Source organism: Chryseobacterium sp. MA9 (genome assembly GCF_024399315.1).
GTDB lineage: Bacteria > Bacteroidota > Bacteroidia > Flavobacteriales > Weeksellaceae > Chryseobacterium.
Genome location: NZ_CP075170.1, coordinates 201,877 through 222,254 on the forward strand (window position 1 = coordinate 201,877; position 20,378 = coordinate 222,254).

Annotated in this window: 18 protein-coding genes; 7 read left to right on the forward strand and 11 right to left on the reverse strand. The window is 36.8% G+C overall.

Translation table 11 applies throughout. The features are described 5' to 3' along the window. Positions 1-3: 3 nt before the first annotated feature. From KIK00_RS00915 to KIK00_RS00925, 3 genes are all read right to left on the reverse strand, one after another. The gene (locus tag KIK00_RS00915) at positions 4-1,134 is read right to left on the reverse strand and encodes a restriction endonuclease subunit S (protein ID WP_255814697.1); all 1,131 of its coding nucleotides are present in this window, start codon (positions 1,132-1,134) and stop codon (positions 4-6) included. 20 nt (positions 1,135-1,154) lie between these two features. Continuing rightward, positions 1,155-3,203, reverse strand: a complete 2,049-nt coding sequence (locus tag KIK00_RS00920; protein ID WP_255814698.1) for a class I SAM-dependent DNA methyltransferase — start codon at positions 3,201-3,203, stop codon at positions 1,155-1,157. Between the two features lie 294 nt (positions 3,204-3,497). Then, positions 3,498-3,863: a helix-turn-helix transcriptional regulator gene (locus tag KIK00_RS00925; RefSeq protein WP_255814699.1), complete on the reverse strand. Its 366-nt coding sequence runs from the start codon at positions 3,861-3,863 to the stop codon at positions 3,498-3,500. A gap of 645 nt (positions 3,864-4,508) precedes the next feature. Between KIK00_RS00925 and KIK00_RS00930 the strand changes: the two genes are divergently transcribed. From KIK00_RS00930 to KIK00_RS00940, 3 genes are read left to right on the forward strand one after another with little or no spacing between them, the layout of a single operon-like run. Further along, entirely contained in the window at positions 4,509-7,529 is a 3,021-nt protein-coding gene (locus tag KIK00_RS00930) for a SusC/RagA family TonB-linked outer membrane protein (RefSeq protein WP_255814700.1), read from the forward strand. 24 nt (positions 7,530-7,553) lie between these two features. Next, the gene (locus KIK00_RS00935) at positions 7,554-8,957 is read left to right on the forward strand and encodes a RagB/SusD family nutrient uptake outer membrane protein (protein WP_255814701.1); all 1,404 of its coding nucleotides are present in this window, start codon (positions 7,554-7,556) and stop codon (positions 8,955-8,957) included. Next, positions 8,947-11,493 (forward strand): S9 family peptidase, encoded by a 2,547-nt coding sequence (locus tag KIK00_RS00940; RefSeq protein WP_255814702.1) that lies wholly within the window; start codon positions 8,947-8,949, stop codon positions 11,491-11,493. The genes KIK00_RS00935 and KIK00_RS00940 overlap by 11 nt, the downstream gene beginning before the upstream one ends. Before the next feature lie 108 nt (positions 11,494-11,601). Here KIK00_RS00940 and KIK00_RS00945 read toward each other — a convergent pair whose 3' ends face one another. From KIK00_RS00945 to KIK00_RS00980, 8 genes are all read right to left on the reverse strand, one after another. Continuing rightward, on the reverse strand, positions 11,602-12,135 hold the full coding sequence (locus KIK00_RS00945) for a type 1 glutamine amidotransferase domain-containing protein (protein ID WP_255814703.1): 534 nt from the start codon (positions 12,133-12,135) through the stop codon (positions 11,602-11,604). A gap of 86 nt (positions 12,136-12,221) precedes the next feature. After that, a complete protein-coding gene (locus tag KIK00_RS00950) occupies positions 12,222-12,674 on the reverse strand; it encodes a PA2169 family four-helix-bundle protein (RefSeq protein WP_255814704.1) in 453 nt (150 codons plus the stop codon). A gap of 319 nt (positions 12,675-12,993) precedes the next feature. Beyond that, a complete protein-coding gene (locus tag KIK00_RS00955; RefSeq protein ID WP_255814705.1) occupies positions 12,994-13,164 on the reverse strand; it encodes a lmo0937 family membrane protein in 171 nt (56 codons plus the stop codon). A 46-nt stretch (positions 13,165-13,210) separates the two neighbouring features. Continuing rightward, positions 13,211-13,528, reverse strand: a complete 318-nt coding sequence (locus KIK00_RS00960; protein WP_255814706.1) for a hypothetical protein — start codon at positions 13,526-13,528, stop codon at positions 13,211-13,213. Between the two features lie 155 nt (positions 13,529-13,683). Beyond that, positions 13,684-13,947 (reverse strand): DUF6520 family protein, encoded by a 264-nt coding sequence (locus tag KIK00_RS00965; RefSeq protein WP_255814707.1) that lies wholly within the window; start codon positions 13,945-13,947, stop codon positions 13,684-13,686. A gap of 29 nt (positions 13,948-13,976) precedes the next feature. Further along, the gene (locus tag KIK00_RS00970) at positions 13,977-15,488 is read right to left on the reverse strand and encodes a DoxX family protein (protein ID WP_255814708.1); all 1,512 of its coding nucleotides are present in this window, start codon (positions 15,486-15,488) and stop codon (positions 13,977-13,979) included. Between the two features lie 10 nt (positions 15,489-15,498). Beyond that, positions 15,499-15,672 (reverse strand): hypothetical protein, encoded by a 174-nt coding sequence (locus KIK00_RS00975; RefSeq protein WP_255814709.1) that lies wholly within the window; start codon positions 15,670-15,672, stop codon positions 15,499-15,501. Beyond that, on the reverse strand, positions 15,669-15,896 hold the full coding sequence (locus tag KIK00_RS00980) for a hypothetical protein (protein ID WP_255814710.1): 228 nt from the start codon (positions 15,894-15,896) through the stop codon (positions 15,669-15,671). Before KIK00_RS00980 ends, KIK00_RS00975 begins: the two co-directional genes overlap by 4 nt. Before the next feature lie 305 nt (positions 15,897-16,201). Here KIK00_RS00980 and KIK00_RS00985 point away from each other — a divergent pair, with 305 nt between their 5' ends. The 4 genes from KIK00_RS00985 to KIK00_RS01000 all read left to right on the forward strand — a co-directional run bounded on the left by KIK00_RS00985 (position 16,202) and on the right by KIK00_RS01000 (position 20,196). Then, the gene (locus KIK00_RS00985; protein ID WP_255814711.1) at positions 16,202-17,851 is read left to right on the forward strand and encodes a helix-turn-helix domain-containing protein; all 1,650 of its coding nucleotides are present in this window, start codon (positions 16,202-16,204) and stop codon (positions 17,849-17,851) included. Positions 17,852-17,917: 66 nt separating this feature from the next. Continuing rightward, positions 17,918-18,769: an RteC domain-containing protein gene (locus tag KIK00_RS00990; protein WP_255814712.1), complete on the forward strand. Its 852-nt coding sequence runs from the start codon at positions 17,918-17,920 to the stop codon at positions 18,767-18,769. A gap of 109 nt (positions 18,770-18,878) precedes the next feature. Further along, positions 18,879-19,175 (forward strand): helix-turn-helix domain-containing protein, encoded by a 297-nt coding sequence (locus tag KIK00_RS00995; protein WP_255814713.1) that lies wholly within the window; start codon positions 18,879-18,881, stop codon positions 19,173-19,175. Between the two features lie 619 nt (positions 19,176-19,794). Beyond that, positions 19,795-20,196: a hypothetical protein gene (locus tag KIK00_RS01000; protein ID WP_255814714.1), complete on the forward strand. Its 402-nt coding sequence runs from the start codon at positions 19,795-19,797 to the stop codon at positions 20,194-20,196. Positions 20,197-20,378: the final 182 nt, after the last annotated feature.

Here is a 20,378-nt window from a genome sequence, read left to right on the forward strand (position 1 = left end):
GCTTCATGCGTTGGCATTTTCAATCAATTCATTTAATTCTGTCTTTTTTCTCTCTACATACAAAACTACCTTTCGGACTATTGATTTATTAATGGCGGAAATTAGAAAGTCCATTATTTCATAGTCAGGTTTATCATTTTTGACAGGTAATTGAATGTATTTGTTTTTTACTACATTCCATCCACCTAATTTATTTTTATATGAATATAAAGGTAAATCAGTTACTTTATTAATACATTGAACAGCAAATAAATACTGATTCGGCAATAATTTATTGTCATCTAAAATCCAGCGAATTGCATAAGCATCTGATAAAACCGTAAATTCATTAGATTGGTAGTAAGCTCGGTAAATATCACTATTTGAAGGAATAGAAATCACATTCTTTAAAATAGTTGCTCCCTCTTTAGGTACAAAGTAGTTCAATCCTTGGTTCTTGAAGCTAGATGTGAGACACGGAAGATTATATTTTTCTGTCATATGTTTTGATAATTCATCCGCTTTGAAAGGTAACTTTTTTGTATTTATTCTTTCAAATAGATTTCCAATTTTAAACTCGCTCCATTCAATATTTTCAAAGTTCTCTAAAGCGTTCGTCTCCTGTTCTGTTAAATCATAATTACTTAATCTATTTTCAGAAAGATATTTTTCAAGTTTTTCCATTCGTTCTGCTTCCAACTCAGCAACAAAACGCTCCATAAAGTCAAAATCAATATCTCCGTTTTTCTTTATTGGTAAGGTTAATTCCGAATTTAAAAATGTTTTATCCACATTTCTAACTAGTACTGACAATAAGGGTTGCTTTAATTTATTTAATGCTGATGTAAAAAAAGGAATTGTTATGGGTCTAATATCAATTTTAGGAACTACTTTACGAACGAATTGACCTGCATACCAGGGGGTTTGCCGGTAGAAAAAATCCATTTGCAGAAGCCCCAAGCTCCAATTGCCTGCCTGGTTTATATTTTTACTATTTACAAAACCAGTTTTTTGTAAAACTCCTTGGTTTTGAGATGTTCTTGTTACGTAATCAAATTGTTTTCCTGAAACCAATTTATTAGTATTAAAACTAAGAGTGTTTTCAATTTTGAATAATTGACCAACTCTAAATTTCCCCCACTCAACATTTTTCAATTTTTTGTTAAGCGGGGATTCTACTTTCCCAATTCTTCATCAACTGAATTTTGTTCTAGTAAGTTACTTATATCCCAAGATAAATAGGCGCTCACTGTTTTTTTTAAATCTTGCAGAGTTGGTTTGGTCTCAGTTGGTGCAGATTGATTCCAGTCGGCTCCATTATTCGGATCAATATGGCCTTCGTAGTATTCATTTTCTTTAAAAATATTCAATTTGCTTTTACCAAAACGGACCAAATCAACAACTTCTTGATAGCGTTCTTGGGCACGATCGATATCTTTTAAATTATTACTGGATTTTTTTCGGTTAGACCTTGCGTAACCATCATTACTAAAATCAATAAATTTTACAATCTCATCTTTATGATGTTTTTCGTTTACTTTAAACACATAGATTTGGGTTTGTACGCTAGATTTACCAATGAAAATATCAATTGGCATTTTGATACTTGCCAAAAGCGTATGCTTAGTCAAGATTCTTTTATTATAGTCAACTGCTTTACCTGAACCAGATGAGTGTTGAATAATGATTGCAGCATAGCCTTTATTCATCATATTCAATGCTTTTTCGACAAAGTTCATTCCATTTCCTGAAGCAGAATAAGGAGGATTGAGAATAAAAGCATTCGCAGGGAATTTGGTTTTAGGTTTTCCAAATCCATACTTACCGTCAAAGTCTTTAATTGAGTCTGTATTTAAGATGTTAGAACTACCGTCACCCATCAAAATCATATTTAAGATTGCTAACATATAAACACTTGATAGCAGCTCTAAACCAAGCAATTGTTCTGCTTTGATTTTAATTTCTTTTTGGGTTAGTTCGTCTGGGGATTGAATAGTGTTTTTAGCATCATTCAACATTTCATTCATTGCGGCAACTAACAAACCTGCTGAGCCTGTGGCAAAATCCCACACATAAGAATCTTTGTTAACTCTTGCAAGTTTTACTAATAGAGAAGCAACATACGAAGGTGTAAGTACAACGTCATTTAATTTGTCTTGAGAAAAACCTAACCAACCGTACATTTCATTGAACAGTTTGCCTGTAAAATCTGTGGTCAAGCCAATTTTGTAATAGATGCCTAAATCATCTACAATTTTACCAAACACTCTTTTTAGTTGGCTTTCTCCGTCTTCAACTTTATTAATGTTCTCCGTTAATAGTGTGTTAGATAATGTTCTTACAATTAGTTGTCGTTTTTCATCTGGAATCTCCTTATGACTTAAAAATGATTCTATCTTTTTAATCATTAAATCCCCATCCCTATAACCTTTCTCCTTTGATGATTTTAAGTCTGATTTTTCGAGAGGTGAGACTTTTCCTGGAATACCAAGTGTTGCAATAATTGAAGCAGCTACTAAATAAACACGGTCATTTTCTCCTAAACCTTTTTCATTTTGGTAAATGTCATTGTTAAGTTTTACAAGACTTTGGTCAATTTCTCTTTCTCGTTGTTCCTTAAGTCTATCAAGTTCTTCCTGTGAAAGTTGAAGAGTTTTAACAGTATCAATAAAAGTGTCAAAATTTTTAGGTGCTAAAAATGAAAAATCAGTATAATTACCAATTTTCTGCCCTGCTCCCAAATTGCTTTTTGAAACATAATAAACACCTATTTCATGATGAATTTTTTCTGTTTCATCTTTGTAACCAGTCATTCCGATAGCGATAATATCGGTATAACTTGTATGATGAAGTAAGGCGTTTGCATAATGCACTGCTCCGTTTACAGCATATGAATTGATGTTTTTTAAATTAGGTTCATTTTTTACCGTTCTATTTTCTACTTGACCATCACCATCTAATTTTACGAGTTTGCCTTTGTAGCCTTTATATTCAATTAATACAGGAAAAAAATTTTGATACTTATCTTGTAATAGTAGTTTTACATCTGGTCGATTTGCTCCTACTCCGCCATTCTTTGTAAAATAGTCTGAAAGAGCTTTGTCAATTTCGTTGTTCAGTGACTCCTGCTCTAATTTATAATCTAATTTATATTTTTTAAGCCATCCATTTGCTAAATCTGCAATATTTGGTTCTATTGATTTTGTTGTTGTTTTTCCTTTCATTACTTCTAATGTTCAAAGCGAATTTAGCAAACAAAGATAAAGTTTTTGATGGACTTGTTTGACTGGTTTTTGAAGTTTTATAGGACAATTATCGAATGCTCACCTCTTATCATATGATTATGTAATATTAAATCTATTGTTATTAGTAATAATTTTTGTAGAAATAATGTAATTTGGTTATAATAGGTTGCTTACTGTTGAATAAAGTAAGTTAATATTATCAGTGGGAGATAAAATTTTTAGGTCAAAAAAAATTTAACTGGTCATAGAATAGAATTAATAAACTTGTATTTGTTAGGTTTTTATTTTCTTAAATGCAAGCTTTACTGTTTTTTCAAGATCTGAATAGTACTGTTCTTTTTGTTTTGTTAATTTAGTCTCAAGACTTAATGCCTCTTTGATTGTCATTAAAATATAACTCAAAGGATGTAACTTAAATAAAGAGTAAAAGTCAATTTCTAATGATTGACAAATTTTAATTAGAAGTTCCCAGCTAGTACTGTTTTCATATCTTTCTATTCTACCGATAGTTGTACTATTAGAACCTATAAGGAGACCCAAATCTTCCTGAGAAATTTTTTTCTTGAGTCTTTCAGTTCGAATTATACAACCAATTTGCAGACCTAGAGCATAGATTTCGTCATTACTATATTCTTTCATATAGTAAAAATTGAAATATTAAATAATATTATTCGATACAAATTTGTATCGAATATCTTTTTTTTCTTATATTTGTAAAATAAGTTACAATAAACGTAATTTTGCGATACTTCAAAGAATAATAGAAGCTATTGCTTAGAATCTCGATTCGAAAACTGGTAATTTTTAACATGCGAGACGATAAGTATTAAGCTCACGACCTAGGCGTGGGCTCTCTTATCTGCATGTAAGGTATACCAGTACCCCGAATCGGATAATGTAGAGTTCCCACGCCGTCTTTTTTCAATGCTGTTCGCTTTATCTTTACATAAAAATCTAAGCCCGCTTTCAAAAATAGTATCAGATTACACGATACAATAGGAGGGTACAACCTATTGCGGCTTTAAAAAGCTTACACGGGAACACAGATTTCATTCATATTAAATTCTTTCCGGTGCCCTAAAGGTCACTGATTACAGAACTTCACCAGTCCTTTTTCATACCAAAGGGCATCAGGAAAGTCTTTATTTAATAAATGAATCAAAAAACTACTCAACTTAAAAATCAGAAGAAAGAAAAAAGCCCCTTCCCATAGAGTTTGCAGACCAACGGGAAAGAGCGTAGTTCAGTAATTAATCTTTAAAAATTAAAAACCTTTACAAATCTATGAAAAATTCCTATTACCATATAGGAGGCATTTTCTTTGGGCTCATGTTTACCGCTGTAAGCATCGATACAAAAGCCCAAACACGCACCATTTCCGGTACTGTAACCTCATCCGGCAAACCTTTACAGGGAGTTATAATCTCCCAAGAGGGTAGGGATCAGATAACCATGACCGGCAACAACGGAACCTACACAATACAGGTTTCAGCAGAAAATACCATCCTATTGTTCAGACACCCTGATTATGCAGAAGAAAAATTCACACTCACTAATCAGAAAGTCGTTAATATCAGTTTAGAACAAAAAGTAAAGGGAATCGAAGAAGTTATTCTCAACGCTGGCTACTATAAGGTTAAAGACAAAGAAAGAACCGGTAGTATCGCCAAAGTTTTAGCAAAAGATATCGGAAATCAACCTGTCACCAATGTACTCTCAGCGGCTCAGGGAAGGGTAGCGGGAGTGAATATTGTACAGAACTCGGGAATGCCGGGTGGAGGGTATGATATTCAGATAAGAGGGAAGAATAGTCTCAGGTCTCTTGGAAATAATCCACTGTATGTAGTGGACGGGGTTCCGGTAGGAGGAGAAATGGCTTCCCAGTTTTCAGGAGCGGTACTGCCTGCCAGCAGTATCAACCCGCTTAACAGTATTAATCCTGCGGATATTGAGAGTATTGAGATTCTGAAAGATGCGGATGCAACCTCGATCTATGGATCTAGGGGAGCGAATGGAGTAGTGCTGGTGACCACGAAGAAAGGGAAGAGCGGGAAAGCTGGTGCAGGTGCAGGAGGAGCAGGGAATCTGGGATTAAATGTGGGGACTTCCTATGCAGTAAGTTCTGTGATTAATAACCTTACCATGATGAAGACTGGGGATTATCTAAGGATGCGAAGGCAGGCTTATCAGAATGACGGGATTTCTTCCTATCCGGCTAATGCCTATGATATCAATGGAGTGTGGGATCAGGGGAGATATATGGATTGGAGGAAATCACTGATCGGAAATACCGCAGATGCTTTTACCACGAATGTCTCTCTAAGCGGAGGGAATGAGAGAACAAGTTTTTTGGTAGGCTATGGACACAATGAGCAATCTACCGTGTTTTCAAAAGACTTTAAGTATAAGGCGGATAATCTTTCTGCCAATATCAGCCACAGTTCTGAAGATAAACGTTTTCAGCTGAGTGTTTCCAGCAGGTTCTCGCTTCAAAAGAATAATGTACTGAGTGAGGATATCACCAGACAGGCTTTCCTGATAGTACCCAATGCTCCGGCTTTGTATCTGGCGGATGGAAGCCTCAATTGGGAGAACAATACCTTTAACAATCCGGCAGGACTCTATAACAGTTCTTATTCCTATGAGAACAAGCAGTTTTTAACCAATATGAATGTGCAGTATGAACTGCTCGAACATTGGTTTCTGAAATTTAATGGGGGACTGAATTACCAGTCTTTTGATGAAAGGTCCTTAAAGCCTAATACCATGTATAATCCTGCTTCCTATCAGGGACAGTCCAGTGCAAGCTCGCAGTCGTATAAGAGTAATCAGGATCGGTTTTCGTTTATTCTGGAACCTCAGCTCAACTGGCGGATGAAGAAGGGCAGACATGCCTTGGATGTGCTAGTAGGGACTACCTTTCAGCGGGAAACAGGCACGCAGGGTTCTATGATCGGAATTGGATTTGAGAGCAATGCTTTTATAAAGAATGTAGGAGCAGCCAGGACGAAGATCATTACCGATCAGATCAGAACGGAATACCGGTATGCTGCATTCTTTGGAAGGGTGAATTACCAGTATGCCGGAAGGTATATCCTGAATGTGACCGGAAGAAGGGATGGAAGCAGCCGATTTGGTCCCAGTAATAAGTTTGCGAATTTCGGGGCTGTGGGAGCAGCATGGATATTCTCTCAGGAATCTTTCCTGAAAAATAAGAAATGGCTGAGCTTTGGGAAACTTCGTAGCAGCTACGGAACTACCGGAAGTGATAATATAGGAGACTATGGGTATCTGGATACCTATGACCTCTCAGAATACCTGTATAACAATACCGCAGGGCTGAATCCTTCAAGGTTGTATAATCCCAATTACAGCTGGGAGAAGACCACTAAGCTGGAAGCAGCTTTGGAGCTGGGATTTTTCAAGAACAAGATTAACCTGACTGCGGCGTGGTACAGGAACCGTTCTTCAAGCCAGCTGGTAGGTTATCAGCTTCCATCTATAACAGGGTTTCCAAGTGTACTGGCCAATCTGGATGCCGTAGTGGAGAATTCAGGCTGGGAACTGGAACTTTCCGCTAAACCTTTTTCAGGAGGAGATTTTCAGTGGGAATCCGGGATCAATATCAGTTTTCCTAAAAACAAGCTGGTTTCTTTTCCGGGGCTGGCAGGTTCTACCTATGCCAATACCTATGTTATAGGACAGCCCATTACATCGGTAAAAGTATATCAGTATGAAGGGATTGATCCGGCTACAGGACTGTATCGGTTCAAAGATTTTAACGGGGATGGGAAGATCTCAGCTCCGGACGACAGGCAGGCCATAGAAAATATCGGTGTACGGTATTTTGGGGGATGGAACAATACCCTCCGCCTTAAGAACTGGAACCTGTCATTTCTCTTTCAGTTTGTGAAACAGAGAAACTGGAATTATAACAATATCATGCCCATACCGGGAACGATGAATAACCAGCCTCAGGAGGTAATGGATGTATGGTCTGCTGAGAATCCGGTCGGAACCTATATGCCGTATTCTTCAGGGAGCAATGGGATCAAGAATCAGCTTCATGTATTTTTTATGAACAGTACGGCAGCGGTGTCTGATGCTTCATTCATCCGCCTTAAGAACCTGGAGCTGGGGTATAAGGTTCCGGTAAAAGGAGCTTTTAAAAGTGTGAAGGTCTATTTTCAGGGACAGAACCTGCTGACTTTTACGAAGTATTTCGGGCCTGATCCTGAGTTCAGGAATATTGGCTTCCTGCCTCCTTTAAAAACCTATTCAATGGGGGTTTTGATTACACTATAAAATATAAAAGCTAAAAAATTAATAATGAAAAATTCTAAAATCAATATAAATCAATGTTGTCAATTGATGAGGTTCTTTAGAAGCAGGGGATTGGTCCTGCTGTTGTGTGTGCTTCTTTTCTCCTGTGAGAAGATGCTGGAAGTGGAAACGCCTTCCAATCAGATCGGAAAGGATAAGGTCTTTGCGGATGTTCAGACCGCTAATGCAGCGCTGGCTGGGTTGTATGCAGGATTGAGAGATAACTCACCGCTCTCAGGGGAGTCACTGGGAGCTTTCCTAGGAGTCTATACGGATGATCTGGATTCTTATGCCTTAACGGATACCAATGGCGTACTGGCGCTGTATCATAACCAGCAGACCGATACCAATTCTACGGTGTATTCGGTATGGTCTACGGCCTATCAGCACATCTATGCTGCCAATGCTATTATTGAAGGCGTCAGAGCATCTGCGCTGCCGGGTAATGAAAAGAATAGGATAGAAGGGGAAGCCCTTCTGGTGCGAAGCATCATGCTGTTTTATCTTCAGCAACTCTTTGGGGCGGTTCCTTACCCGGTAAGTACGGATTATACAGTAAATCAGTCTCTGCCAAGGGTAGAATCTATAGAAGTGCTGTCAAGACTGGAAGCGGATCTTGTACGTTGTGGAGAGTTGCTTCCAGATCAGTACAGGGATGCCGAAAGGGTATATCCTAACCGTAAAGGAGCTGAGCTGATGCTGGCCAGAGTGTATATGCTGGAGCAGAAGTGGGCTCAGGCAGAAACTGTCCTGAAAACGATTCTGGGAAGTCCGCTGTATAATTTTCAGAATGACCTGTCAAAAGTGTTTCAGAGGGATTCAAAACATATAATATGGCAGATAAAACCTGCGAATCCCGGTGATCCTGTGAAAGAAGCCATGGTGTATTACTTTTCAGGGGCAGCGCCTACGGGATATGCGCTGTCTGAAAGTCTGATGAGTTCTTTTGAAGCGGGAGACCTTAGAAAACAGCAGTGGATGGCTGCGGTAACTGTAGGAGGAAATACCTGGTATCGCGTGAATAAGTATAAAAATATAACTAGTAATGATACGGAGGATTCTATAGTGTTTCGTTTGGAAGAAGTGTATTTACTGCTCACTGAAGCACTGACTCAGCAGAATAAAGTTGGGGAAGCATTGCAGTATATCAATCCGGTGAGGCAGAGAGCAGGACTGAATGCTTTAGCATCAGTTTCAAAAGAAGTGTTGCTGAGTGAAATCCTTTTAGAAAACAGGAGGGAGTTCTTTACCGAAATGGGACACCGATTCCTGGATTTAAAACGAAATAACAGACTTGTTGATTTGCAGGCGGTAAAACCAAACTGGAAATCTTTTCACAGCCTATGGCCGGTTCCCCAGAAAGATCTGTTGCTTAATCCTAATTTAAAACCTCAGAATAATGGCTATTAATATCAATAAACTGATAATTCTTTTATTGATTCTTATGGGGATGATCTGTTATGGACAGTTTCGGCAGGATTCAGTGAGAGATGAAAGTTCAGAATTTTACAATATTGCCGTTAACAAAGTGTCTGATGACGGGAAGTGGATAGTGGCCACAAAAGTCTACAGGCAGAATTATGATACGGCAGTAGTACTGGCTACAGGGAGGTCAGGGGTAACATCCCTGGTAGGCACACTGACCAAAAAATACCAGTACTCGTTTGTAAAAGGTGACCAGCTGCTGGCATTGGGGCAGGGAAAAGCAGTGCTGTGGAATCTGCGGACCGGAATGCAGAAAGAACCGAAGACAGGCCGGGAGGGCAGAGAATCAGTAAATGTAATGCAGAGTGGAGTGATGGAGAAAGGGGATAAGTATTTTTTGCAGACTAGTGACAGTATTCTTCATATCTATGATGCGAAATCTGCTCTGCTGGAGAAAGTAGAGCGGGTGCAGTATTTTAAGGTGAGCGGTTCAGGATCTGTATTGTATATCGTAAAAAAATCAGGCAGGGAGACTCAGCTGGTAAAGTATTCCGGTAATAAAGTAGAGAGCGTGTATGCTGCGCCGGGTATGATCCGGAGTATGGAAGAAACACCTTCAGAAAGTTTTTTGATTCTTAAAGAAGAAACAAGAGATGGAGGAGGTGTAAACAGTTCATTTCAGAAGGTTGTGTTGCTGGATACAAAGAGAGGGGAACTGGTGTTTCCTAATATAGGTGAGGTTAGAAAAGAAGAATACCTGCGTTTTACCGAAATACAAAACGGAAGTGCTATGATGATTACAGGAATGACCCATATTCCGGTGGAAAAGGGTACGGTTGATATCTGGTATGGAAATGATGGTAATCTGGAAGCCAAGCAGGAAGGTTCTTTTGTAAAGAGGTACTGGATATGGAAAAAGGATGGTAATGAGTTGATGAGTGTTCCCTCTGACCGTTTTTCAACAGTAATAAGCCTGAATAATCCTGATTATTTTTTGATGTTTAACAGGGAGGAGTTACAGAATTATTCAACACTGTTTCCTCTGATTCACGGTTTTCTGTATGATCGTAAAAAGGGTAGGTATGAGGATCTGGGTATACTACAGGCAGAAGTTTCAGTGTCAGACCGGGGAAGTCATTTTATATATAAAAATAAGGAGTGCTTATGGGTATTGGTAGATAGGGAGACTTCGAGGAGAACAGTGCTGGAGAAGAAAGATTTGACAAAAGCATATTTCAGTCCAGATGGCAGAACGATCTATTTTGAAAGTAGTAGCGATCTTTGGAAGTATGAAATAAAGAAGGGACAGTTTATCGCACTTAATATCGATCATGAAAATGAAGTAAAGGTAGTTACGAAAGATGAAACGGATTTGTATCCTGATTCGGGTTATAATTTTAGGAGAAGTATACTGAATGTAGATGTACCGGTGCTGCTGGCAGTTACCAGAAAAGGAACGATTGAGAAAACCTTTTTGAAATGGGAGAAGGGCAGGCTTGATACACTCATGGCTTCTTCAGCTTCGAATATAACATGGTATAAAACGGATGAATCTTTAAAAAAGGTGGTGTATGTAGAAGAAAGTCTTCATTTTCCGCCTAGGATTGTCTATAAGGAGATAGGAAAAGAAAAAGGGAATATTTTATTTCAGAGTAATGTGCATGATAAAATATCAGCGTCAATAAGGAGGGAGGTGATTAGTTTTAACAATAGGGAAGGAACGGCTCTGAAAGGACTTTTATATTATCCTATTGGATATATTGAGGGGAAAAAATATCCAATCGTGGTTCATATCTATGAAGTGCAGAGCAGGAATCCGAATCAGTATCTATCCCCTCTGAATAATTTTCCGGTGGGGTTTTCGATTAGAAAGCTATTAGAGGAAGGGTATTTTGTGTATCTGCCGGATATTGTGAACGGACCTTCAGGGGTAGGAAAGTCAGCATTGGATTGTGTAGAAAGCTCACTGGATGTATTAAAAACTCATACAGACGTTGATCTTACAAATGTAGGATTGATCGGTCATTCTTTTGGAGGGTACCGGGCGAATTTTATAGCAGGAAATTCCAATCGTTTTAAAACTTATATTTCGGGTGCAGGAGCCAGTGATCTGACCAGAATGTATTTTTCATATAATGAGACCTCGTCTACTCCTTTTTACTGGCAGTTTGAAGAGGGACAGTATAATATGCATGCTGCTTTTGCAGAGAATAAAAAGCTGTATATGGATAATAATCCGATTGAAAATGTACATAAAGTAAATGCTCCCATGCTTTTATGGACTGGAATGGAAGATAAAAGGATTGTGTGGGACCAGACCATGGAATTTTATATCGGGCTGAAACGGAATAAGAAAGATGTTGTAGCCTTGTTTTATCCGGGAGAAGCCCATGTTTTTACCATAGGTTCAAAAGCAGAGAAAGACCTGGCTTTAAGAATACAGGATTGGTGGGATTATTTTCTGAAAGGGAAGAGAGACATCCCATGGATTGACAACCAAATCAAAAAGGATGCTGATTAGCATCCTTTTTCCATTTTATATGGGTGATATTTTAAAACCCTGACATACTTTTGTAACTATTTATAACAGGTTATTCCCTCAATTTCTAATGCTGAATCCCCGATAATTCTAGTGTTTACCTTCATTGATTTCCTCTACGAGTTTTGCGTTGAACGCGGGAAGGTCTTTGGGAGTTCTGCTAGTAACAAGCCCGGAATCAACAACGACTTCCTGATCTTCCCAACGGGCTCCTGCATTTTTTAAATCCTGGCTGATAGAGTAGACTGAGGTTAAATCTCTTCCTTCGACAACGCCAGCATTAATGAGAATCTGAGGTCCGTGGCAGATTGCCCCTACGGGTTTATGCTGGGAAAAAAAATCTTTTACAAAGGCAATAGCTTTTTCATTGGTTCTTAGCTGATCAGGATTAATAACTCCACCCGGTAATACAAGAGCATCGTAGTCTGAAGCATCTGCATTTTCCAGGTTTTGATCTACAGGATATTCTTTGCCCCAGTTTTTTTCTGCCCAGGATTTGATACCTCCCGTTTCAGGGCTTACAATGTGCGTAGTCCATCCCTGCTGTTCCAGATAATCTTTAGGGGAGCTTAGTTCGCTCTCTTCGAAGCCGTGTGTGGCCAATATTGCAATTTTTTTTGACATAATTAAATTTTTTAGGTTAAAAGAAATGAACGAGCTTATCCTTCTGGCAATAGAATGCTGCTCATCATTATGAAGCAGATATTTTCTTAATTCTTTAAATCTTCAAGATTCTCAAATTTATCATGAGAAGCTTTTAATTGGTGAAGCTGATCAAGTATGACTCTGGAACTTTCCGGACATAAATCATCGCTGTCTAAGGCATCCTGATAAGCATCAATAGCAGCACTTTCACCATATACCACATTTCCTATAGTTGTATCGGCTTTGTCTGCCGAAAAAGAATTTTTCACATCAATCCAGGCTCTGTGAATAGCGCCTGCCGCAGAACCTGACTGATCAGGTGTGCCTCCTCTCTCCGTTATCAGATCGGTAAGCTGATTTTTCATAGTATGTGACTGCGATACCATGGTGTCATATTCTGACCGTAGCAGAGGATACTGCTCCCATACCTTATCTTCAACTTTAGAAAATCCTTGAATTCTGTCGTTTGTAATGTTCAGTAAATCGTTTAGTACTGACACTGTTTTTTGGTTGTTCATACTGTATATTTTTTGAATGGTAGTATTAACTTTGCAAGTGTCATGCCTTAAACAGCCTATTTGCTGAGATGTGGTACTTAAAAAAATCTTAAAATCCGGAAGATTAATACACTCGTGAATAGAATAACAACAGACTGAAAATATAACAAAAAGGATATTTCAAAGATTGGCTTAGTAATTTGGAATAATAAGAATGTAAAACATAGATAATGAAAATATAGTGCTTCGTAAACTTTTATTAATTTGGTTTCTAACGATCCAATATAACATTATACTGTAAAAGGATGCTTTAAGCATCCTTTTACAGTATAATGTTTCTCTAATTAAGAGGTTTTCTGCCGGTAAAAATATTGATCAGAACAACAATGATGGCAATTACCAACAGGGTGTGTACTAGACTCCCCGTATTCATACCAGGAATAATTCCAAGCATTCCTAAAAGCCATACAACGATGCAGATTACTGCAATAAGCCATAATAAATTTCTCATAATATTATTTTTTGTGGTTAGTGGTGTAATATTTTTATGATTAATTCTAATGATGCCTTACTCCTTTATGATGGTAAGCAGTGTTTTTCTGAGTGGTATTGTAATTCAAGGGGCTATTTTTATTTACTTTGATGCTCTTCATATTGGAGGTTAGTTCATCATGTTGATCCGGAAGATTATAATGGAATTCTTTACCGTTTTTATAGAGTTTGTTGTCATAGGTACGGTAAATCTGATTTTCCTTATAAGTATTTCCGTCAGGGGCGAGGTATACTTTTTTCTGTTTGATTCTTTTTCGCAGGCCCATATAAAGCAAAGAGCTCCCTGCCGCTAAGGCCAATGCTATTTTTACTGTATTGTTCATACGATATATATTTATTCAAATAATTACAATTTTTTTGCCATTAGTAGCAAGTGTGGTACTTTTTGTCGGGAATTTTTATTGGATAGGTAGAGTCGGGGATATATAAAAAGAAGGATACCTTGTGGCATCCTTCTCTTTGTTAATGGAAAGTTGGTTTACGGTAGAATTTCAAACAAATCTCCAAAACACTGCGAGCCGCTCATTCTTTTTAGATTGTGAGGGCCAGTGGCATCTGTGTAGGTACAAAGAATTCCAGTGTTTGTTGTTTCACAGTTTTTAACTGGTACACAAGTAGGTTCTCCGAAATTTCCGACTCTGTATCCAATAGTAACTACTTTGGATGAACTTTCGATGTTTGATGCTAATGCACCTCCTGTGCCCATAATTATCAGGGCGGTAGGAATTAGAAACTTTTTCATAATAATTGAAGTTTTTGGTAAATGATTGCTTACTCGTTGTTCAGGTTTTCAGCTTCCCCTGTCGTAAAATATTTTACATTGCTTGTTCTGTATCGATAACGGACTAATTTCTTCCCGATAAGAGCATACAGGTATTGATCGGTTACCATAATCTGGGATACAGGTTTGTGATCGATATGGTCTATATAAAAGCTCCCTGCATATTCCTGCCGGTCTGTACGATAAATGTCGATTACCGTTGCATTTTTCCAGCGTTCTTTGGGTTCATGTTTTCCCATTAAGTGGGATTGGTTAAATAGAAAGGGGCCGTTTGTAGTAATTGCTGAGTTAACCTTTAAGGGGCGGGACTTTAGCTTCATTGTGCCGTCTGAAAGTTTAACAGGCTCAACCTGTGCTTTTGAAATGGTATCAATGGTTTTCATCTTATCTTTTAACTGCAGACTATTATTCATGATTAGAAATTGGTTTCTGTAAGAATACATATAGATAATATTTCCGCTTTTTTGATCAGCGGCCAGCTGGCCGTCTGCATCGAATATTCCGTCAATCTGTTTTTGCAGTAGTTCCTCAGCTAAGCTGAATTTAGGCTGTTTATTCAGAGCCAGCAGTCCTAACTCATATTCCCCTGTTTCACTGCTTCGGATTCTTAGTGCAAAATGAGAAGAATCTATCACCGCCAGCTGATTAAAGTATACGTCATTATAGCTGATGGTATGTGCTGAAGAGTCTTTTATTTTTCCTCTGTAGATAATAGGGACGCTGCCGTCATACAGATAATAATAAGGTCCCGATACTTTGAACTGTAAATTGGTGTAATTAAAATCAGTATGATCAGGGTGTATTCTCTTTGATTCCGGTGTTTTAAAAATTCTTTCAATAGTGGTGAGCAGTAGTGGAAAAGAAGCGTTCCCCAGAAAGACTTTTCCCTGGCTGTTTCCTGCAAAATAATAGTACTCATTGTCCAGCTCCAGGACCTTATCCTGGATAATAGGATGAGCCAGAAAACGGCGGGTAAAATTATTTTCTTTTCTAACTGTATTTTCAGAACTTATATATAGCAGGATAACAAGCAGTGAACTTATAAAAATCATTACAGCTATTTGTAAGTAAACCTTACTTCTGTATCTTCTTTTAAAATAGATAGAGATAAGGGCAATGACGGCCAATACTACGCAGGCTATATTAAATAGGAGATGTTCTTTCCAGTCCATCTTTTCCAGAATGCCTCCGCAGGAACAAGGGATTGATTCACTATAGTGTAAGATCAGATAAATGTAAACAGTAAAACTCATCATCATTCCTAAGGAGAAAAACAAACCTAGCGGCCGTGTACTTCTAATCAGCAGCAGCATGACAATCAATACTTCAACGATAATAACCAGGTAGGAGATGGGTCCAGCGTATGCGGTGAGAAGTGGAGACTGGGCAATCTGGATCTGGAAATTTTCAAAATCCAGGATCTTATTAACCGAAGCGTAGGTAAATAATAATACAAAAAAATAGGTAACCGCTGTGGGTAGTAAGGGAATTAATTTTCTCATGGTAATTAGTTCAGTATTGATATAATAAGATCCATACAACCTTTACTCCGCAGTATTCCGGCATCGTTGTTTTCTCCGAAATAGTTATTATTGTCGTAAAAGTTCCTTTGTTTTTCCAAACTCCGCTGACTGGACATAATTGTCCGGATGCTGCGGTTACAGGTAATTTCACTTTGGTGCTCATTTCCTCTCATTATAGATTCCTGGAGGTCTCCAATGATCACGGTCTTTAGGTGGATCAGTATCTTTATAAGTAGTACTGTCTGCCTTGGCTGAAAAAGTACTGTAGTTTTGAATGTTTTCATTCATTTCTTCCATGTCTTCAGTAGAGGTAAGATCGTTTGGATGACAGGAAAATAACAGTAATGAGAATATAATTCCCATAGAAATATAAATTGCATTCTTCATGATTTGGGATTTAAAAATTAATAATCCCGGCCGGTTTTCTCTAGAATTCTGAGAACGAATGTAGGACAAGTATTTGCTGAAAAAAAAGATGTTTTGGGCTGATTTATAAAAAATATATGGCCGTTTTGTAAATTAATTCAGCCTTTGTTTAGAGTTTAATTATTTGATAATCAGTTATTTGTTTTGTGTTTTGTCAGTGGTAAAATTCCCTGTGCGTTGAAATAGTTTTATTCCTGTTTCATTTTACGTACTTTTGAATAATATTCATCAGATCTTAAAAATTTATTAATAAAACTTTTTCCGTTTTGAAAAAAGCAATATTTCTTTTCATGTGTATTGGTGTTTTAATGAATGGTCAGAAATTTTCAGACTATAGAGCACGGTATGATAATTTTGATGAAAATGACAGCCATGCCATGGAATTTGTTGATGTCTATATCAGGGAAGCGAAAAAAGTAAAGAATTATAAAGAACTTTCACAGGCTTACCGGGATGCAGTCTATTTCAGCAAAGAAAAAAAACTTATGTATGCAGACAGTGTAATAGGGGCTGCTTCCTTAGCAAAGGATTCTGACGTAATCGGTAATGCCTACTTAACTAAAGGAAGTATCTATTATTTTACGCTGCGGAAATACCAAAAAGCTTTGGACGAATATCTGAGAGCATGGGCTTATCTTGAAAACTCTAAAGACTCATATCTGTACCACAAGAATCTGTATCATATTGGGGTAGTTAAAAGTTACCTGGGATATTATGAAGAAGCCTATAAAATCTTTTCAAAATGCCGCCAGTACTATAATACACAGAACGCTTCGGAAACACAGCCTAATCTTCGGCATAACCGGAAGAGGGGATACCTAAACAGTCTTAATCAGATGAGTATATGTCTGATACTCTTGTTCAGGTATAAGGATGCTGAACCATTGGTATCGGAAGGTCTTCAGCAATCTGCTAATGATAAGGATTTTGACCTCGAAAGAAGCTATTTCTATAAACTGAAAGCCATACTGGGGTACTTGGAAAGAAATGATCGGGAAGCCTTAGCAGATTTTAATACGGCACTGGCAGGTATTGAAAAAGTGAATGATTTTACGAATGTTTCGGTTATTTATTATTTGAAAGGTAAAATTCTGCTCAGAAATAACCAGGATCAGCAGGGTGTTGGTTATCTTAAAAAAGTAGATTCGATCTTTCAGCAAAACAGCTTTGTATTGCCTGCGACCAGAGAAACGTATGAACTGCTTATCGATTATTACAGAAATAATACAGACCCTAAAAAAGAACTTTATTATACGAATCAGCTGTTGAAATTTGATAAAATATTATCAGCAGATTTTAAGTATTTGTCTACTAAGATTCATAAGGAATATGATACAAAAGTACTGATTGAGTCAAAGAAAAAATTAGAAAATACCTCGCGCTTCGGATACGCCATAGCAGCATTCTGTCTGATTGGGCTTTTAGTGATTTCTGGAGTTGGCTATCAAAGAATATGGAAAAAGAGAAAAGGAGAGTTAGTGAGGACTCAGGCAGTGATGGAAATTTCTGGTGAAGAATCTCAGGAAACCAATTCTGTTAAATCTTTCAAATTGCCAGAACATCTGGTTGCGGATATTTTAAATAAACTGAAGCATATGGAAGAAAAGAACTTTTATCTTGAAAAAGGGTTGACACAAAGTCAATTGGCTAAGAAACTAAAAACCAATACTGCATATCTCTCTGCGATTATTAATGAGCATAAAGGCTGTAATTTTAATACCTACATTAACCGATTGAGGATTATGTATGCCAAAGAAATGCTGACTAATGATCCTCTTTGGCGAAAATATGCTATTGATGATATTTCCAGAGAATGCGGTTTCTCAAATAGATCAAATTTTTCAAAATTGTTTCTGGAAATGACTGCGATGAGCCCCGTTGAATTTATCAGGAAAATCGAACAGGGGGTTGAATAATAAGTTGATAATATAAGGGTTGAGAGGTGGCTGATTTTATTTTTGTACCTTTTTATGTAAAAAAATATGGAATCTCAGTTGTTTTTTAAAAAGTGTGAAAAATTACTAGCCCTGCTGGATAAAAAATTGGACAGGATTGAGTTTGAAAATAGTGAAGACAGGATAGGATGCTGTGAAAAATCGCTAATGGAGATTGATATTGCGATTAGAGATATTAAATCAATGGTAGTTGTCCTCAAGTTTTCGGCAGCAGGAGATGAAATCCATTTCTTTAAGGAACTCAAGCCTCTTTTTATTTCCCGCTTTATCTATTATTCAAGACTGTTATCCATTGAGGCAGCAAAACCGAATGCAGGGCAGTTAAGTATTAAAGAGTACTATCACTGCGAACTGGAGGTGCTAAAAGATTTTTATCAGGAGCATATTGATTTTTATGAGTATTACAGGAGAAAAGCGGCATTTCTGGATCACAAATATTTTGTCCGCAGTCAATTTGACCTTAAAACAAAGCTCGAATCGGGATTGTATAACTATGATGAAAAGTTCGCCACTTCCCATGACCACTTAGTTGCCCAGATTCTGGCTAACGACCGCCTGGAGAAATATCTTTTGAAATCTATAAGCGAAGCCGAAGGATATGTTTTTGAAAAGATAAATGATCAGTCTCCATTGGATTGGTCTTCTTCAAAGTCCGGATTGGTTGAACTTTTATATGCCCTTCATCAAACACGTTGCTTTAACGGTGGAAATATTGAATTTAGTGAGGTAATACGCTTTACTGAAAGATCGCTGAATGTCAGTTTGGGGAATTTTTACAAAACACTCCATGAAATCAAGAACCGTAAAATAAACAGGACCAAATTTCTTCAGCTTTTAAATGATAATCTGAATCAGGCATTTTTGGATTCAGACCGCTGAATTTGACTTCTATTATTTTTTAGCATAAAATCTTTCGGTAGTTACGAATGCCTACCGAAGGAATTTCTATGTAAAGCCTAAACTTTGTTCTACTAATAAAAAAAATATCATGAATATTGATAGAATAGAATTTATGGCTTGGATGGAGAGAATTATGACAAGATTTGATATCCTTCATGAAAAAATAAGCACAAAACAAAATGAACTGTCTTCTATTGATGGTGAGCAGTTACTGGATAACCAGGAAGTACTTCAGATGCTTAAAATCAGTTCACGGTCACTACAGCGTTACCGGTCAGACAAAAAACTGCCGTACTATACGATAAGCGGTAAATTATATTATAAGCTTTCTGATGTTCATCAGCTGATCAGAAACAGTTTTAATAAATCTTCCGGATATTATTAGGATAGTCTGTAATATAAATAACATTGATTTGATATCGGCCTTTTATGGCTTCTTTCTACCAGATTCGATAGCCTATAGTGTTCGTGAAAATATTTGCGAAAAACCGATTAAATAATCTCAAAAACCGATAAAATGAAAAAAAATAAGATTTTAATCGCTACATACACAGAGGAAATACAAATGAGTGATTTTTGTTCACTTTATTTTATTTCTTGTAGTAAATGTAATAGCATTCCATTTTTATATTTACTACTTTGGTACTTTATTTTTTTAATGGTTATGGCAGTATATTATGTTTATGATAATGAATTATATATAATATTCAATATATGTTGATATTTTTGTTATATTTGATTGAAAAATTAATAAGCAAAATATGAAAACAACATTCTAACCCATGTGTACTTTAGCATTCCTTTATTGATATCACAGTCGTACTATTGAAGAATATTATTTTTTAATACTTCAATTTAATATAACGAGGTAGAAATCGGGAAATGATTAATCTGCTTACCCCATATCAATGGTGACATATCTAAACTTTTTATGATCACTTTCAGCAAATAATTTTCAATAACAATAATAACACCTATGAAACACCTAAAAACAATTTATTATCATGAAAAAACTATTACTACAAATATTTTTAGGACTAGCTTTAGCTACTCTTATAATAACAGCATGTAAACACCCTGAAGAAAAATTCAATACTGCAGTTGACCGCCCCGCAGAAACAAATATCAAAGGGAGTATAAAAGATATTTTTGTTAATGAACTTGGAGATAATATAGAGGTTACAATAAATAATACCACCAATACAGCAATCATACATTTGGACGGAAAAACATATAAGCTGAGAAAAAGTACTGATTTGCCCAATTACAATGCTTCTAATGACGAATATCAATACTCTAACATCAAAGGAGAAATCACTTTTTTGAAAAAAGATTTTGACATGGTTCTCTTTCATTATAATCCCAAACCTGAAAAAGAGAAATCCACAAGAATGGCTTCTTATTAATAACGTTTACAGTAAGACATAATCTTTCTTTTAAATAGATTTTAATCTTTAAAAACTAATAAACCTACATGTAAAAAACTTTTCTTTATTTCATATAATAATCCCAATAACAACATTTTCAGCTTTTGCATCAACCCATCTTAATTTGAGGAATATGATAAGTATTTATGTTCCTTTAAATA

Coding starts and splice junctions, on each gene's coding strand:
- KIK00_RS00920 (WP_255814698.1), bottom strand. CDS start 3,203: ATGAAAGGAAAAACAACAACAAAATCAATAGAACCAAATATTGCAGAT.
- KIK00_RS00925 (WP_255814699.1), bottom strand. CDS start 3,863: ATGAAAGAATATAGTAATGACGAAATCTATGCTCTAGGTCTGCAAATT.
- KIK00_RS00930 (WP_255814700.1), top strand. CDS start 4,509: ATGAAAAATTCCTATTACCATATAGGAGGCATTTTCTTTGGGCTCATG.
- KIK00_RS00935 (WP_255814701.1), top strand. CDS start 7,554: ATGAAAAATTCTAAAATCAATATAAATCAATGTTGTCAATTGATGAGG.
- KIK00_RS00940 (WP_255814702.1), top strand. CDS start 8,947: ATGGCTATTAATATCAATAAACTGATAATTCTTTTATTGATTCTTATG.
- KIK00_RS00945 (WP_255814703.1), bottom strand. CDS start 12,135: ATGTCAAAAAAAATTGCAATATTGGCCACACACGGCTTCGAAGAGAGC.
- KIK00_RS00950 (WP_255814704.1), bottom strand. CDS start 12,674: ATGAACAACCAAAAAACAGTGTCAGTACTAAACGATTTACTGAACATT.
- KIK00_RS00955 (WP_255814705.1), bottom strand. CDS start 13,164: ATGAGAAATTTATTATGGCTTATTGCAGTAATCTGCATCGTTGTATGG.
- KIK00_RS00960 (WP_255814706.1), bottom strand. CDS start 13,528: ATGAACAATACAGTAAAAATAGCATTGGCCTTAGCGGCAGGGAGCTCT.
- KIK00_RS00965 (WP_255814707.1), bottom strand. CDS start 13,947: ATGAAAAAGTTTCTAATTCCTACCGCCCTGATAATTATGGGCACAGGA.
- KIK00_RS00970 (WP_255814708.1), bottom strand. CDS start 15,488: ATGAGAAAATTAATTCCCTTACTACCCACAGCGGTTACCTATTTTTTT.
- KIK00_RS00975 (WP_255814709.1), bottom strand. CDS start 15,672: ATGAGCACCAAAGTGAAATTACCTGTAACCGCAGCATCCGGACAATTA.
- KIK00_RS00980 (WP_255814710.1), bottom strand. CDS start 15,896: ATGAAGAATGCAATTTATATTTCTATGGGAATTATATTCTCATTACTG.
- KIK00_RS00990 (WP_255814712.1), top strand. CDS start 17,918: ATGGAATCTCAGTTGTTTTTTAAAAAGTGTGAAAAATTACTAGCCCTG.
- KIK00_RS00995 (WP_255814713.1), top strand. CDS start 18,879: ATGAATATTGATAGAATAGAATTTATGGCTTGGATGGAGAGAATTATG.
- KIK00_RS01000 (WP_255814714.1), top strand. CDS start 19,795: ATGAAAAAACTATTACTACAAATATTTTTAGGACTAGCTTTAGCTACT.